Origin of the sequence: Trichocoleus sp. FACHB-591 (assembly GCF_014695845.1) — a bacterium.
GTDB lineage: Bacteria > Cyanobacteriota > Cyanobacteriia > FACHB-46 > FACHB-46 > Trichocoleus.
Genome location: NZ_JACJPA010000102.1, coordinates 141,747 through 158,301, shown reverse-complemented (window position 1 = coordinate 158,301; position 16,555 = coordinate 141,747). Strand labels below are relative to the sequence as shown.

Below are 16,555 nucleotides of genomic sequence, written 5' to 3'. Positions count from 1 at the left end.
CGAATACAATGCCAATATCGTAGCTCGCATATTTTGGGGTTAGCGATAGTAGACTCTGCTGTATTCTATGAATGCAATGCTAGGAAGACTGTTAGGGGCGCGCTACAAAGTTATTCAAGCTCTAGGCTCAGGCGGGTTTGGTCAGACTTTCATTGCAGAAGACATGCAGCGACCTGGCAATCCCCCCTGCGTGCTCAAGCATCTCAACTTTGCAACGCAGCACCCCCACGTGTTGCAACAGGTGAGGCGCTTATTTTATGCGGAAGCAGAGACTTTAGAAAAATTAGGTAGACATCACGACCAAATTCCTCAACTTTTAGCTTATTTCGAGGAAGCCGAAGAGTTTTATTTGGTGCAAGAGTTTGTACCTGGCAACCCTTTAAGCGTGGAATTGCCTTGGGGGACTAAGTTATCAGAAGCTCAAGTCATTGGCATCTTAGAAGATGTTTTGGGAGTCTTAGCTTACATTCACTCCCAAGGAGTTATTCATCGAGATATTAAACCAGACAATTTGATTCGGCGGCAGCATGACGGCAAATTAGTTTTAATTGATTTTGGTGCAGTCAAAACCATTACTAATCAGGTTGCCGAAACCATAGGCCAAACCCAATTAAGCGTTCCCATTTACACCTCAGGCTATGGAGCGAGTGAGCAATGTTTAGGCAAGCCTCAATTTAGCAGTGACATTTATGCGTTGGGGGTCATCGCTGTTCAAGCCTTAACTGGAATGCGGCCTTCTCAGTTTCCCGTTGATCCAGAGAGCGGAGAGATTGTTTGGCGCGACCAAGCCCGGGTCAGTGTCCAGTTAGCGACTATCATCGACAAGATGGTGCGCTATCACTTCAATCAGCGTTACCAATCAGCAACGGCAGTTTTACAAGCGCTGCAACACATTACTGATTTGCCTAGGGCTGATCCTGTCGAGCCTATTATTCCTGCGGTCGCAACGCCTGAGAATCCCCCAGATCGCCGACTTCGTCACCTGCGATCAGTTTTATTAGGGCTGGGCGTTGCCACAATTGCTAGCTTTGGGATGGCGGTTTTGCTCAGAAAACCCCTACCTCAACTTTTCAGCGATGTAACTGTCGAAACATCAACTCCAACCCCTAGCCCTGCTACAGCGATCGCGACTGATTACATTAGTTGGGGCGAGAAAATTCTGACACCAGGAACCAGCCAACCTGCCAAACAAAAGGGGGTAGATGCATTGGCAATTAAAGCTTACCCGCAGGCAGTAAAAGCCCTAGAAGTAGCTCGCCAGGCGGAGCGCAGTGACCCAGAAACTTTGATTTACCTCAACAACGCCCGGATTGGAGCCGCGCCTGCCCATGCAATCGCCGTCGCTGTCCCGCTGGGTGACACACTGAATTCTTCTCTAGAAATTTTACGAGGGGTAGCACAAGCTCAAACTCAAGTGAATCAAGGCGGCGGCATCAATGGAGTACCACTGAAAGTAGCGATCGCCAATGATAATAACCAAATCGAAACGGCTCAAGCCATTGCTACAGACCTAATCAATCATCCTCATGTCTTAGGCGTAGTAGGACATGGTACGAGTGATACCACCTTAGCGGCTGGGAAGGTTTATCAAACAGGGCAATTGGCAATAGTGGCTCCAATTAGTTCTGCCGTGCAACTTTCAACGCTAGGCAGCTACATCTTTCGGGTCATGCCCAGTGATCGCTTCACCGCCCGTGCGCTTTGCAACTACATGCTGACCCGCTTGCAAAAGAAACGAGTCGCTATTTTTTTCAGCTCCAATAGTAGTTACAGTGAATCTCTAAGCAGCGAGTTTAAGAACGCTCTGTTTTATGGTGCCCCCGGCAAAGTCGTAGCTGAGTTCGATCTAGCTGGCCCTGACTTTAATGCCTACGAAAGTGTAGAGAAAGCGATTCAGCAAAAAGCAGAAGTTATTATGCTGGCCGCTCCCAGTCAGGTGAGCGATCGCGCTTTGCAGGTTGTACAGATTAACCGCAGACGGCTTCCCGTTCTCGCCGGAGACAGCATCTATACCAAGAAGACTTTACAGGTGGGGGGAGAGGCGGCAGTCGGCATGATCGTGGCTGTCCCTTCCAACGTTTTGGGTAATACTCGCCTACCTTTTCAACAGCAAGCTCAGAAACTATGGGGGCATGAAATTGACTGGCGCACAGCTCTTGCCAATGACTCAACCCAGACTTTAGTCGCAGGAATCCGACGTGATCCTTCCCGTCGCGGAGTCAGACAGACCTTAGAAACACCTAACTTCACTGCGACAGGTGCTCTAGGGGCTGTGTCTTTTTCTTCAACAGGCGATCGCGAAGGAGTCGTGCAGTTAGTCCAGGTTACGCCTGTGGCTAAAAAGCAGCCCCAAGTTTACCAGTTCAAGCCAATCAACTAAAGCTAGCTTGAACGGCGACTTCCTTAAGGTAGTCTGGACCTTCTATTTAACTGAAGTGCCAGTAGCAGGAGCAATTTCTAGGGTCCTTGCAGGAGCCGAGGGCAGACTGGTAGGACCATTTTGCTGTTTTAGGCGTTGTAGTTGGATTGCCCGGAATTGAGCTGCGGCATCATTTAAATTTTGTTGCTGCTCAGTCCCGTAGTCATCTGCGCTCCGCATACCACCGAAAGCGGCGCGATGCATCAAGTCAAACAAGCTGGAGGCACCATTGCCAGAACGGTCAGAAAAGAGATCAGTGCCCCCATCCTTATTTTGAAAATCTTCTAGCGGCTGCACAGCCCCAGCAGTTTGAGCCAGGGTAGCTTGAGGCAGTAGACAAGGAGCAAGCGCAACACCAAGTAACAGGCCAAGGGCAAGTCGAGCCTGGAAGCGAGGAGAAGCTAATTTAGTCTGAGGCTGCATCTTCATAAGCCCTTTCGGCTCCAATCCAATATTTACTAAACTTTGACTGAGATTTTAAGACGCTAAGAAACCAGAAAAGCTCCCATGCTTGAGTATGAGGCTACGTTGTTTTCTAGTTTGACAGGTTCACTTAACCTAAGGACAGTCTAACCCTGCCGCTCTGACCTCGCAACGGCCCCAAGACCAGTTAAGCAAAGGTGCGCCGGAGCAGAGGCTGAATACTCAACAAAGCGACGAGGTCAAAAGCAAAGAGCACCAATAAAGCCCCACCCAAGCTGACTGATCCCCAAGGTGCTTGCATCACGATACTGCTCAAAGCCCAGTCATTGTGTAGATAGAGATATCGAATCGGCTCGATCGCGTAACTCAGGGGATTGAGCGTCGCTACCACTTGCAACCAGTGGGGCATAAACGACAGAGGGGCGAGGGCTGTACTGGCAAACAACAGCGGCAAATTTGTGACAAAAATCACGGCAATCAGTTCGACGTGCCCAGGTAAGGCGAAGGCCAACCCTAAGCTCAACCCAGTTACACCTAGAACCAAGGCAAACACAATTAAGGTGACGACACCCAAGCCTAAAAGATTAGGCAAGCCAGCACCCAAGAAGGCGATCGCGCTGACAATCACTGCTGTCTGAATCAGGCTGAGCGTGGTGATAAAAATCGCCGAGGCTACCACAATCGAGAAGCGAGAAGCGAGAGGTGCTACCAGTAATCGATTTAGAAAGCCAAACTCGCGATCGAACATCACGGGGAGACCTGCATTCAGCGCCCCACCAAAGGCCGTGAATACAATAATGCCTGCCCCTAAAAACTGCCCGTAACTTTGGCTGTCCCCAAACAAGCCCTGCGGCATGTTTTGAAATAGAGCGCCAAACAGCACTAGCCACATCAACGGCTGAATGATGCCCGCAATCAGCGTGGAGGGACGACGCTGCAACTGAATAAACAGGCGACGAGTCAGCGCTAACGTTTCTTGGATAAAGTCGCTCAAAGCGCTGGTCTGAGGCAATGCTGGTTTTGCAGCTAGTCCAACAGCATGATTAGGTAAGGCTGTATTCTCGGAAGTCAAGCTGGGTTTCGGGGGAGTTACACTACGGCTCATTCAACTGTCCTCAGTTAGCTTAGGAATTAGGGCTCAGGGATTAGCGCATATTTTGTTTACGTTCGGCTTTGGGATCACGACTCCCTGCCGCTGCGAGTTCTGCATCTACCAGGGTACGACCTGTAGCAGCGAGGTAAACATCATCCAAGCTAGGACGCGCTTGAGCAATGCCAAACGTAGGCAAACCAGCTTCTTTCAAGGCTTGCTGCACAGTGCCCAGTGCCTCGGTTTGGGACGCGACTACTAAGTTGAGTGAGTTACCTTGAGCGCTGTTGATAATTACTTCTTGCACAGTTGGCAAAGCTGACAACATGGCTCTGGCTGTTTCTGCTTCTTCAAGGGGCGTAAACTCTCGAATTCTCAAGGTAATGCGATCGCCACCAACTTGATCTTTCAAGGCAGAAGGAGTACCTGTAGCAATCACCAAACCGCGATCGATAATGGCGACGCGATTGGCTAGAGCATCGATTTCTTCTAAATAGTGGCTAGTGATCAGTACTGCAGTGCCTTCTGCTCGCAACTGACGCAGGAAGTTCCAGACGGCCACGCGACTCTCAATATCTAATCCCACCGTTGGCTCGTCCAGAACCAAGACATCCGGTTGGTGCAGCAAACCTGCCGCCAAATCTAGCCGCTTGCGGAGTCCACCTGAATAGGTGCCTGTCTTTTTGTCGGCCCACTCTGCCAAGCCCAGTAATTCGATCGCCGTAGCAATTCGTTCTTTAGCGATCGCCCGGGGCAAATGATACAGCGCCGCTTGCAGTTGCAGCAGTTCCCGTCCAGTCAGAACCTTATCCAGCGCCACCTCTTGAGCGACATAGCCCAGCAACTGTCGAGCCGCTCTGGGATTTTCAGTGACTAAGACACCGGACACTTCGACTTGGCCAGCGTCCGGTTGCGCCAGGGTGCAAAGGCAGCGAATCGTAGTAGTTTTACCCGCACCATTCGGTCCTAGGAGACCAAAAATCTCTCCTGGCTCCACCTGAAAAGAAACGTCTTTAACCGCTTCAACCTGACCGTAGTGCTTCTGGAGGTGTTGAATCAGAACAGCGGGAGGCATAGCGATCAATATTCCTTGGCAATTTATAACTAAAGTTTAAGCAGCATCTCCTTTTATTCTAAACAGTTAGACCTTGTAGCATCGGAATGGCGCTGATGAGAGCTTGCAAATGCTCAGTGCAGAAACTCAAGAGTTGATGGGTGACAGGTAGGCTATCAACTACCATGCCCGCACAAAGCAGCATCATGTAGAGAATGGAATACTTAAACAGCGATCGCGCCTGATCTAGATCCGCAGGAGCTTGCATCAGTTGCCATGCCTTCTGAACCAAGACTCCACCCAGCAGCAAGGCCACGACTGCGTACACAGCGCCCATTACATGCAGCGGATAAACCAGCAGTAGCGTGACGGGGATCAAGAGCAAGCTGTACCACAAAATCTGCCGAGCCGTTGCTGCTTCTCCTTCAACCACGGGCAACATCGGCACGCCAACACTCGCGTAGTCTTTACGGATCATCAGCGCCAAGGCCCAGAAATGCGGTGGTGTCCAGAAAAAGACAATTGCAAACAGCACCCAAGCGGCCCAGCTCAGATCACCTGTCACAGCCGCCCAACCCACTAAAGGTGGGATCGCACCCGCAGCTCCGCCAATCACAATGTTTTGGGTGCTGTGCCGTTTGAGCCAATGGGTATAGACCAAGACATAGACCAAAATGCCCGACATCGCTAGCAGGGCGCTGAGCAGATTGGCAAAGACTACCAGCAAAGAAAAGGAAATTGAAGCTAGGGCGATCGCGAAAATCAGCGCATCCCGAGGCTGCACTCGTCCAGACGGTAGGGGGCGATGGCGAGTCCGCTCCATCACATAGTCAATATCGCGATCGTATAAACAGTTGATCGTGTTCGCTGAAGCGGCTGCCAAAGTACCACCCGTCAGCGTCACGAGCAGGAGCAGCGGATTAACTTGACCCTCGGCTGCAATCCACATGCCACCCGCAGTCGTAATTAGCAGCAGCAAGATAATGCGAGGTTTGGTGAGTTGGTAGTAGCTCTGAATAACCTGAACCAAGTTTTGGTTGCGGCGGGGGGCTTGAGTCCAAAGCGTTTCTTGCATTATTTAGTTCCTATAAAACTTGCAGGCTATAACAGCAGGGCCATACACCTACTGATTTGTAAGCCATCAATGGCCTGACCCTCTTCTTTCAGGTCTTGCCACAAAAGAAGCTAGGCAGGCTCAGACTGAGCACTCGGCAAGGATTGTCCCGATGAGGTGGTTGGCTCAGTGGCTTTAGTACTGGCGCGATCGCGAAGAGCCAGCACCGTAAACGCTACCAGCGTTCCGAGTAAGCCAGCACCGATTGCTTGGTGAGCCACAGTCAGCGGTTCAACTTGTAGGTGTAAGCGAAATGTAGCGATCCCCAAGGCAACTTGCAACACCAACAAACCTGCAATCCAATTGGCAAATTGGCGCAGCAGGGGGCTGAGCGCAGGGGTTCGCCAAGCGAGCCACACCGTTGCAATGGTGGCTAAACTAGCGGGCACCACTCCAGCGATATGGCTGTTCATGACTTGGCAAAGCTGGGCGGCACCAAAGCATTGGTGTAATGCCCACTGAGAGCCAACTAACGCGCCTAAAATGCTTTGAGCATAGACGAAAACAGCGGCGCTCAAGCTGAACCAGGGAAGTTGGCCAACGGTGCCTGTGCCCTGGTAAGGCACCAATGCCATGCGAATCACGAGCAACGTCGTGAAATATAACAGCGCCGTTCCCAAATGAGCCGTAACGATGTCGAAGCGAAGGAGTTCAGTAACCGTCAGCCCTCCCAACGCTCCTTGAAACACAATCAAGCCCACCACCAGCGTGGCAGACCAAGGCAACCAAGTTGGCAATCGGCGGCGATTCCACCAAGTAACTCCAAATAAAGCGAGCGAAGACAAACCTAGAAGGGCAGCATCTAAGCGGTGAAACCACTCTAGGAAGACTTGCAGATTCATCTGCTGGCGGGGCACCAACTCGCCATAGCACAAAGGCCAGTCGGGGCAGGCTAATCCAGCATTCATGACTCGGGTAGCACTGCCAATCGCCATCAACAGCAACGTCGCGATCGCCATCCGCCTGACAAAGCGTGAGATCCATTGAATGAGCTGGGATGACTCTGTCGCTGATTCAGGGTGGCGAGGTAAGACAGAATCTGTCATAAGCGGTACCCTAACAAAATCAAAATTTACAAAGATTTAAGCCATCTCTTATCCTCACCCTAACACTGGATTTTCAGGATGAAGGGCTCTAGTTATTACTTTAAGGACGCTATCCTGAGATAGAGGTAGGTTTAGGAATTTCTTCGGATTGTGAAGCAAGCCGTGAGTGGTTACATCTGACTTTGAAAAGTTAAACCCGTGTAAAATTCAGACCTAGGATAAACACTTCTAGCGCTTGATTCATCTCTCTTCGGTGCGATCCCGAAGAAATTCCTAAAGATATACAATGACGACCGATCTTCCTAACTCCCTGCTTTACCTTGGTAGGTAGATCGCACTGATAAAGCTTGATGATCCTATTTGCATTTAGCAAATTAATTCAGTTTTGTGGGAAGTCTCTGAGTTGAATTTCCTCATTTAATGAGATCCGAACTCATGAATAAAGAATTAGTTGCTACTTAATCTCAAACTTAGTTTTGATAGGACTCTCTAACTAGCCGTGAAAATCCCAAGCGCTATTTCAGCCATGATTGCTGGCATTCTACTGACACTCGTGAGTGTTTGGTACGGCCAAAATCATGATTTGTTGCCAATTGCAGCTTCTGAAGAAGCTCCTCTCGTAGACGGGCTCTTCAATGTGATGATGACTATCGGAACTGGCATTTTCTTGCTGGTTCAGGGAGTCCTCATTGTTTCCATCATTCGATTCCGACGGCGTGAGGGGGACGACACAGACGGGCCTCCCATCCACGGCAACATTCCCTTAGAAATTCTTTGGACCGCGATCCCTGCCATCATTGTTTTGGGTATTTCGGTCTATAGCTTCGAGGTTTATCTGCGGGAAGGGGGCGTTGATCCCATGAATCACGCGGCTGCCCATGCTCCTAAGCCAGAGCGGATCGCTCAAATGCCTGGAGCGGCGATCGCGGCCACCCTCACGGATGCACCCGCCACAGAAAATCGCAATCAACTAGAGCAAGAGAAGGCTCTGCAAGATCCGGCGACAGCTGCGGTTAGAAATGAAACGATTCCTCAGCGCAAGGATGCTCCGAGTGAAGGAGTTACCGCAGGCAAGGTAGGGGCAACACCTGATAAGCAAGGCAAAGCCCCCGAAATGGTGGTGAACGTCACAGGCTTGCAATTCGCCTGGATCTTTACTTACCCAGACAGCGGTATTGTTGCGGCTGAGTTGCATGTCCCGGCAGGGCGCGAAGTTAAGCTCAACATCTCTGCCAACGATGTGATTCATGCCTTCTGGGTACCAGAATTTCGCTTGAAGCAAGATGCAGTGCCTGGCTTGCAGAGTGAACTACGCTTTACGCCTAATAGAGTTGGCGAATATCCCCTGATTTGTGCCGAGCTTTGCGGTGCCTACCACGGTGCGATGAAAACTAAAGTCTTGGTTCAGGCCCTTGGAGACTTTGATAATTGGGTTCAAAGTCAGAAGGCAACTGCATCAGCAGACTTGACCCAGGCGATCGCGGCTAACCCAGCCGAGCTATCTACCGATGAATTTTTAGCGCCTTACACCCAAGATTTAGGCATCAGCGCAGCAGCCCTCCAGGAACTTCCCCATAGCATGCATCAAATGCATCATGCGGATACTGTTGGTAGCGCTGCTAGCTAAATCACGCTCAAATTCAAGGTCTGTTGAGTTTTGCTTTCAGAGAAATTTAGAGACTGTCACTTGGCATCTCTCTGTTGTGAGAATTGGCTATGACACAAGCACAGCTTCAAGAAACTGCTAACATCCCCGCCCACGGCTCCGAGCCTAAAGTGACCCATTGGCGCGAATATTTTGGCTTTAGTACTGACCACAAGGTAATTGGGATTCAGTACCTGGTCACTACGTTTATCTTCTATTTAATTGGTGGTGTCCTGGCAACTGCCGTCCGCACCGAACTGGCAACGCCAGAAGTCGATTTTGTCAGCCGTGAGGTTTACAACAGCTTATTTACGGTCCATGCCACGATCATGATCTTTTTGTGGATCGTGCCAGCAGGAACGGGTGGCTTTGGCAACTTCTTGGTGCCCCTACTGATTGGGGCCAGAGACATGGCCTTCCCCCGGCTGAACGCGATCGCCTTCTGGATCATTCCGCCCGCAGGCATATTGCTGCTCAGTAGCTTCTTAGTCGGAGCACCGGGTTCAGGTTGGACTTCTTATCCACCTCTCAGCACTATGGCTGCTGGCAAGGCTGGAGAAGCAATCTGGATCATGAGCGTGCTGTTGCTTGGAACCTCTTCGATCCTGGCGGCGGTTAACTTCATCGTCACGATTGTGAAGATGCGGGCCCCCGGCATGGGCTATAACCAAATGCCTTTGTTCTGCTGGGCCATGCTCTCCACTTCAGCCCTGGCGCTGATTGCTACCCCCGTTCTAGCAGGCGCACTGATTCTCTTGGCCTTTGACCTACTGGCGGGTACGGCATTTTTCAACCCGACGGGTGGCGGTGACCCAATTGTTTACCAACACTTGTTCTGGTTTTACTCGCACCCCGCCGTTTACATCATGATCTTGCCCTTCTTCGGCATGATCTCAGAAATTTTGCCTGTCCATGCCCGCAAGCCCATCTTTGGGTATAAGGCGATCGCCTACTCCAGCTTGGCGATTAGCTTCTTGGGCCTGATCGTATGGGCACACCACATGTTCACCAGTGGCACTCCCGCTTGGCTGCGCATGTTCTTCATGATCACCACAATGGTGATCGCTGTCCCTACGGGGATCAAAGTGTTCAGTTGGCTGGCTACCATCTGGGGCGGCAAGCTACGGCTTAACAGCGCCATGCTGTTTGCGATGGGCTTTGTCTCCATGTTTGTGATTGGTGGCATCAGCGGCGTGATGGTGGCGGCTGTACCTTTTGATATTCACGTCCACGACACTTACTTTGTCGTCGCCCACCTGCACTACGTTCTGTTTGGTGGTAGCGTGTTCGGGATCTACGCTGGCTTCTATCACTGGTTCCCCAAAATGACGGGGCGGATGCTGAATGAAACTTGGGGCAAAATTCACTTTGCCATGATGCTGGTTGGCTTCAATATCACTTTCATGCCCATGCACAAGCTAGGCATGGAAGGGATGAACCGACGCATTGCTGAGTACGATCCTAAGTTCGCCACCCTGAACCTAATTTGTTCGATCGGTGCCTATTTGCTGGCGCTCTCTACCATTCCTTTCATTGTGAATGCTTGCTGGAGTTGGATAGCAGGTCCTAAAGCTCCTGACAACCCTTGGCAAGGTCTGACCTTGGAGTGGATGACGACTTCCCCACCGCCCGTGGAAAACTTTGAGAGTGATCCCGTTTTGGCGACAGGCCCCTACGACTATGGGATGGGCAATCGGGCCACTCAAGTCGATGTACCGTTCTCAGATGCCCGCGATCCAGCTTTATCTGCGGGTCCTAGCTCTGCTCTCAGGGCCGAGCCTGATCCAGCGGTTGCCGCTCATCCTGATGATCGCCAAGGCGAAAGTCACAACCGCTGATCAACCCAGATAAATGCACTTGTCGTTGCGCTAAAGGCATTGGAGATTCATGCAAGGTTCCACGATTGATCCGTCAAAAGCTGAGCTAAATTACCATCACCAAGCCGAAGTGTCAGAAGTTTCGGCACACGGTGTCGAGCATCACGACTATCGCTTACTAGGCGTGATTGTGTTCCTGATTGCTGAGGGCATGATCTTCCTGGGCTTATTCACGGCTTATTTAACCTTCCGGGCTGTGGCTCCGAGTTGGCCCCCCGCAGGGACACCCAAGCTGGAGTTACTTTTGCCTAGCATCAACACAGTCATTCTGATTGCTAGCAGCTTTGTAATTCACCAAGCGGATACAGCAGTCAAAAAAGACGATGTGAAAGGGCTACGGACTTGGTTTGCTGTTACGGCTCTGATGGGAGCTGTCTTCTTGTGCGGTCAGATCTATGAGTACAAGCATCTCGAATTTGGTCTCACTTCAAACTTGTTTGGCAGTACTTTCTATGTCTTGACTGGCTTCCACGGTTTACATGTTTGCTTCGGTTTAGTGCTGATGCTGGGTGTGCTGTGGCGATCGCTCAAGCCCAACCACTACTCGAAGGAAAATCACTTTGGCGTAGAAGCCGCTGAATTGTATTGGCACTTTGTAGACGTAATCTGGGTGCTACTCTTTCTGCTGCTCTATCTACTCTAGAAACTGCTGCACCTTAAACTTAATCAGTCTTACCCCCTCTCCAGGGGGTTTTTAATTACTAGTGAATTTAGCAAATATAGATAATGCTTTGTGTATGCGTCGAGGATGGGCAGTGAAACAAGATCAATCTTTTGCCTCAGCAGTTCTACGAGCGATCGCCCCATCGTTTAGGACTTACCGTCGAGCCTTGAGCGCCCTGATTTTGATCATCCCCCTTTTACTCACTGCTTGCGGTGTACCGAGGATTTCCGCCGAGTCCAGACTGTTTTTAGACCGCTCCCTAGAGTTTTTGGGCGAGTATCAACTACCCCAGTCCACTTACGACAACACCCTAGTCGGAGCTTTGTCAGCTCTTACTTATGATCGCCAGCACGATCGCTTTTATGCCGTTTCTAATGATTCAAGTCAGCAAGCGCCAGCCAGGTTTTACACCTTCAAGCTCAGCCTGGATACCAGCGACGCGCAGGCTCCTAAAATTCAGCAGCTAGAAGTGGAGCAGGTGACACTACTGAAGCAAGAGAACGGTCAACCCTATGCTCCTAATGCGATCGCTCCCGCTGGCATTGCCCTGTCTCCGCAACAGTCTGTCTTTATTTCGAGTGACAGTTTAGATGCCACAGGAAGCACTCCTTTAGTCGGCGAGTTTGATCTAGCAACAGGCAAGTTACGGCATCGCTTGCCCATCCCCAATCGGTATTTGCCTAGCACTGGCACGCCAGAAGCACCCGTAGGGGTTCAAGAACATGGAGCATTTTCGGCCCTCACCATCAGTGCTCCTAGTGTCAGCCCTGCTAACTTAGAACCATTTCGCATCTTCACTGCCACTCAATCAGCCTTGGTGCAAGATCGCGAGACAGAGAACCAAACCGCCAATAATCGCTTACTTCACTATCTGATCGGAGAAGGCCCTCCGGTGCTGATTGCCGAGCATGTGTATCCCATCAAGGCTCCTCCCGTAGGTGCGATCGCCCCTCAACTCACAGAACTGATGGTGCTTGACCAGGGCGGACATTTCTTGAGCTTGGAAGAAACCCTGGATGACTCCACCCCCTCTGCTGAAATTTTCCAGTTGGCGATGGGCAGCGCTACAGACACTTCTAGTTTGGCTAGTCTACAAGGAGCAGAAGGCATTCAACCGATTCGGAAGCGATCGCTATTAGACTTGAACAAGCTTGGGATTCCGCTGGGTGACTTAGCCGGGATGACTTTGGGGCCACAGTTGCCAGATGGCGCCCAAAGCCTACTGCTGGTCAGCAATAACCACTTACAAGCCGAACAACCAACTCAGGTGCTCTTGTTTCGGCTCAAAAATTCTACCTAAGCTGGCTCAAACCTTTGCTTCGGCTGCGTTACTGATTAATTTGACTTTAATGACATCTTGAAGCCTCGTTAATCCCTCACTGATAGGTTATTTCTAGCTGGGCAGTCACTTTCAGCTCTATGGGTCGTGATGATTCGGGCCAATGCTGAACAAGTCCTGCTTTTAACTAGGGTGAGGAGAGAAATGAATTCCTTGCAATTTGACCGTTTGCTATCCGCTCGCATGAAGCGGCGTAGTCTAATCATTGGAGCAGGAGCGTTAGCAGGGTTGGCGATCGCGAGCCAGAAACCCAACCGAGTCATTGCAACTCCTCGCTTTACGGACTATCCCTTCAGTCTGGGTGTCGCCTCCGGTGATCCGTTGCCCACTAGTGTAGTGCTGTGGACCAGACTCGCTCCTGATCCCCTGAACGGTGGCGGGATGATTCCCAACCCAGTGCCAATCCAATGGCAAGTGGCGACAGATGCCACTATGCGGCAAGTGGTGCAGCGAGGCACAGCAATGGCTACCCCGGAGCTAGCCCACTCAGTGCGTGTAGTGGTAGAAGGTTTGCAACCCGATCGCTGGTATTGGTATCAATTTCAGGTCGGCAAAGAAATTAGTCCCATTGGTCGCACTCGGACTGCCCCTGCTTTAGGCGATCGCCTCGCTCGTTTGCGCTTTGCCTTTGCCTCTTGCCAAGATTGGCAAAACGGCTATTACACAGCTTATAAACATTTGGCTGAAGAAAACCTAGATCTGGTTCTGCATTTAGGCGACTACATCTACGAATACGGCCCTGAAGCAGGCAAACCCAGACAACATAATGGCCCTGAAATTGCCAGTTTAGAAGATTACCGCAACCGCCACGCCCTCTACAAAACTGACCCAAACCTTCAAGCGGCTCACGCCAACTTTCCTTGGATCGTCACCTGGGATGACCATGAAGTTGACAACAACTATGCCGATGCCATTCCTGAAGATGGCCAAAGCCAACAAGCGTTTCTTAGCCGTCGGGCCAACGCCTACCGCGCGTACTACGAGCACATGCCCTTACGCCCCACTGCGTTTCCCAAAGGCCCAGACTTACAGCTCTATCGTCGCTTCGCCTTTGGGGACTTGCTGGAATTTAATGTGCTAGACACTCGGCAATATCGCACCGATCAGCCTTGTGGAGATGAACTCAAACCTCGCTGCCCAGAAGCGTTTGCAACTCAAGCAACCCTCACAGGCCTCAAGCAGGAGCAATGGCTCTACCGGAATCTGACTCGTTCGCGATCGCGCTGGAATGTTTTGGCTCAGCAGGTGATGCTGGCTCAGTTCGACTTCGACCCCAGACCTACCTCCGAACTGTTCAATATGGATCAGTGGGATGGGTATGTAGCGGCTCGGCAACGCCTGTTCCAGTTTCTTCAAAATCGCCAACCTAGCAATCCGGTTGTGCTGACGGGTGATATTCACTCTAGCTGGGTTCACGATTTGAAGGCCGACTTCAACAACCCCAACTCAGCCACCCTCGGCACTGAATTTGTCGGCACCTCCATCACTTCTGATTTTCCCCAAACCTTTATTGCACCTGTCACCGCCGCACTGCCTGCTAACCCTCACACTAAGTTTTTTGATGGTGCTTTCCGGGGCTACGTCCGCTGCGAGGTCACACCCCAGCAATGGCAGACTGATTTCCGAGTTGTGTCTACCATTCTGGCTCCCGATGCGACCGTCAGTACTTTGGCGAGTTTTGTCGTACAAAATGGGCAACCTGGAGCCCAACGGATTTAACCAGAATCCTCGACAGTAGCAAAACCAATCAAGCGATCGCGCCCACTCGGCCTTAAACATTGGCACTCAAAAACTGGCCCCTAAAAACTAGCTAGATCCTAGACACTAGATCCTAGACAATAGTGGGGATCACTTTTAGATATGCGATTTTAATTTTTCCATGACTCACTCGACCGATGTTGGCACCTTAGCCCGCTGGATGGCGGCAGACTTTAGCAACCAAGAACAAGCCTTTGAGAACCCGCCTTTCTTTGCCCACATCCGGGTTTGTATGCGTCCCATTCCCCAAAAAATTCTGTCTGGCATCAGTCTGCTCGTTGAGCAAGCCTATGATTATCAGCTGAATGATCCCTATCGGGTGCGAGTTCTCAACTTGGTGGTGCAGGGCGATCGCATTGAAATTGAGAACTACACCGTCCGGGAAGAAGCGCGGTTTTATGGAGCCTCACGAGACCTAGAGCGCCTTAAAAGCCTCAAGGTTGAAGATCTAGAAAAATTGCCCGGATGCAACATGATTGCCGAGTGGACGGGCGACAGCTTTAAAGGCTATGTAGAACCTGGGAAAGGATGCATCGTGGTTCGCAAAGGCCAAACCACCTATCTCGACAGCACGTTTGAGATAGACGGCGAAAAATTTATTAGCCACGATCGCGGTCGAGATCCTGAAACAGACGAGCATGTCTGGGGTGCAGTTGCGGGCCCCTTCTATTTCGTCCGTTGGGCCAACTTTGGCGACGAAGTGAGAGTTTAAAATTTCTGTTCCGGGGGGAGGTCTCAATGAGCCCCATTCCTGGTACGGTGTGTAAAAGGTTCTCAAAGTTCATTCCAGTCTTGGGCTGATAGTGAACTCAGAACTTAGTCTAGTCTGTCCCCAGGCGGAAAAACTCTAGACCTGACGGATTCAGCGAACACTACTCGTGCAAGATTCAGCAAGATGAAAGTCCTGGTTATTGGCGGCGATGGTTACTGCGGTTGGGCAACTGCGCTCTACCTCTCCAATCGAGGTTATGAAGTCGGCATTCTGGACAGTATGGTGCGCCGACACTGGGATACGGAACTTTGCATCGAAACCCTGACCCCCATTGCACCGATCCAACAACGGCTCCAGCGTTGGAAAGATTTAACCGGAAAGTCCATAGACCTCTTTATTGGTGACATTACCAATTACGAGTTCTTGAACAAAGCGCTTCATACCTTCGAGCCAGAAGCAATTGTGCACTTTGGGGAACAGCGTTCTGCCCCCTTTTCCATGATTGACCGCGAGCACGCCGTCCTCACCCAGGTCAACAACGTGGTGGGAACGCTGAACCTGCTCTACGTGATGCGTGAAAGCTTCCCTGACTGCCATCTCGTCAAGCTGGGCACGATGGGTGAATATGGCACACCCAATATTGATATTGAAGAAGGCTACATCACGATCGAGCACAACGGTCGTAAGGATACCCTGCCCTATCCCAAGCAACCTGGCTCGTTCTACCACCTCAGCAAAGTCCACGACAGCCACAATATTCACTTTGCTTGTCGGGTTTGGGGCCTGCGTGCTACCGACTTGAACCAAGGCGTGGTTTATGGCGTCCTCACCGAAGAAACCGGAATGGACGAGCTGTTAATCAACCGCTTAGACTACGACGGCGTTTTTGGTACTGCGTTGAACCGCTTCTGTATTCAAGCTGCCACTGGACACCCGATCACGGTGTATGGGAAGGGCGGTCAGACTCGTGGCTTCCTAGATATCCGCGATACCGTGCGTTGTGTGGAGCTGGCGATCGCCAACCCTGCTGATGCGGGTCAGTTCCGAGTCTTCAACCAATTCACCGAGCTCTTCAGCATTGGCGACTTAGCCACGATGGTGAAGCAAGCGGGTGCTTCCTTGGGCCTAGATGTGAAAGTTGATCACATCGACAACCCCCGAGTCGAGCTAGAAGAGCATTACTTCAATGCCAAAAATACCAATCTGCTCAGCCTCGGACTGCAACCTCACTTCCTCTCCGATTCCTTGCTCGATTCCTTGCTGAACTTTGCTGTGAAGTACCAGGATCGCGTTGACCAGAATCAAATCCTTCCCAAAGTTTCTTGGCGTAGATAACCATCTCAGGCAGAGCTTCTTCTAGGGGCTCTGCTTTTTTTCAACCCTAAAAAAGTTGTCAGCAATTAAGTATTTCTAG

13 protein-coding genes are annotated in these 16,555 nt (G+C 51.0%); 8 read left to right on the top strand and 5 right to left on the bottom strand.

The genetic code is table 11. From position 1 onward, the window contains the following. Window positions 1-67: 67 nt before the first annotated feature. A complete protein-coding gene (locus H6F90_RS20770; RefSeq protein ID WP_190554145.1) occupies window positions 68-2,380 on the top strand; it encodes a bifunctional serine/threonine-protein kinase/ABC transporter substrate-binding protein in 2,313 nt (770 codons plus the stop codon). 42 nt (window positions 2,381-2,422) lie between these two features. Here H6F90_RS20770 and H6F90_RS20765 read toward each other — a convergent pair whose 3' ends face one another. The 5 genes from H6F90_RS20765 to H6F90_RS20745 all read right to left on the bottom strand — a co-directional run bounded on the left by H6F90_RS20765 (window position 2,423) and on the right by H6F90_RS20745 (window position 7,146). Next, window positions 2,423-2,848, bottom strand: a complete 426-nt coding sequence (locus H6F90_RS20765) for a hypothetical protein (RefSeq protein WP_190554144.1) — start codon at window positions 2,846-2,848, stop codon at window positions 2,423-2,425. A gap of 181 nt (window positions 2,849-3,029) precedes the next feature. Beyond that, on the bottom strand, window positions 3,030-3,947 hold the full coding sequence (locus H6F90_RS20760; protein ID WP_190554143.1) for an ABC transporter permease: 918 nt from the start codon (window positions 3,945-3,947) through the stop codon (window positions 3,030-3,032). Window positions 3,948-3,987: 40 nt separating this feature from the next. Further along, the gene (locus H6F90_RS20755; RefSeq protein WP_190554142.1) at window positions 3,988-5,007 is read right to left on the bottom strand and encodes an ABC transporter ATP-binding protein; all 1,020 of its coding nucleotides are present in this window, start codon (window positions 5,005-5,007) and stop codon (window positions 3,988-3,990) included. Between the two features lie 58 nt (window positions 5,008-5,065). After that, complete coding sequence (locus H6F90_RS20750) at window positions 5,066-6,061, bottom strand: heme o synthase (RefSeq protein WP_190554141.1); 996 nt, start codon at window positions 6,059-6,061, stop codon at window positions 5,066-5,068. Window positions 6,062-6,171: 110 nt separating this feature from the next. Then, window positions 6,172-7,146, bottom strand: a complete 975-nt coding sequence (locus tag H6F90_RS20745) for a heme A synthase (RefSeq protein ID WP_190554140.1) — start codon at window positions 7,144-7,146, stop codon at window positions 6,172-6,174. Window positions 7,147-7,645: 499 nt separating this feature from the next. Between H6F90_RS20745 and H6F90_RS20740 the strand changes: the two genes are divergently transcribed. The 7 genes from H6F90_RS20740 to H6F90_RS20710 all read left to right on the top strand — a co-directional run bounded on the left by H6F90_RS20740 (window position 7,646) and on the right by H6F90_RS20710 (window position 16,476). Further along, complete coding sequence (locus H6F90_RS20740; protein ID WP_190554139.1) at window positions 7,646-8,773, top strand: cytochrome c oxidase subunit II; 1,128 nt, start codon at window positions 7,646-7,648, stop codon at window positions 8,771-8,773. An 89-nt stretch (window positions 8,774-8,862) separates the two neighbouring features. Continuing rightward, window positions 8,863-10,629, top strand: coding sequence for a cytochrome c oxidase subunit I (gene ctaD / locus H6F90_RS20735; RefSeq protein WP_190554138.1), 1,767 nt, complete (start codon window positions 8,863-8,865; stop codon window positions 10,627-10,629). 49 nt (window positions 10,630-10,678) lie between these two features. After that, window positions 10,679-11,311, top strand: a complete 633-nt coding sequence (locus H6F90_RS20730; RefSeq protein WP_190431390.1) for a heme-copper oxidase subunit III — start codon at window positions 10,679-10,681, stop codon at window positions 11,309-11,311. 112 nt (window positions 11,312-11,423) lie between these two features. Next, window positions 11,424-12,632, top strand: a complete 1,209-nt coding sequence (locus tag H6F90_RS20725; protein ID WP_206756199.1) for an esterase-like activity of phytase family protein — start codon at window positions 11,424-11,426, stop codon at window positions 12,630-12,632. A gap of 183 nt (window positions 12,633-12,815) precedes the next feature. Then, window positions 12,816-14,390: an alkaline phosphatase gene (locus H6F90_RS20720; protein ID WP_190554137.1), complete on the top strand. Its 1,575-nt coding sequence runs from the start codon at window positions 12,816-12,818 to the stop codon at window positions 14,388-14,390. Window positions 14,391-14,550: 160 nt separating this feature from the next. Next, complete coding sequence (locus H6F90_RS20715) at window positions 14,551-15,141, top strand: chromophore lyase CpcT/CpeT (protein WP_190431384.1); 591 nt, start codon at window positions 14,551-14,553, stop codon at window positions 15,139-15,141. A gap of 183 nt (window positions 15,142-15,324) precedes the next feature. Next, window positions 15,325-16,476, top strand: coding sequence for an NAD-dependent epimerase/dehydratase family protein (locus H6F90_RS20710; RefSeq protein WP_190431381.1), 1,152 nt, complete (start codon window positions 15,325-15,327; stop codon window positions 16,474-16,476). Window positions 16,477-16,555 lie beyond the last annotated feature (79 nt).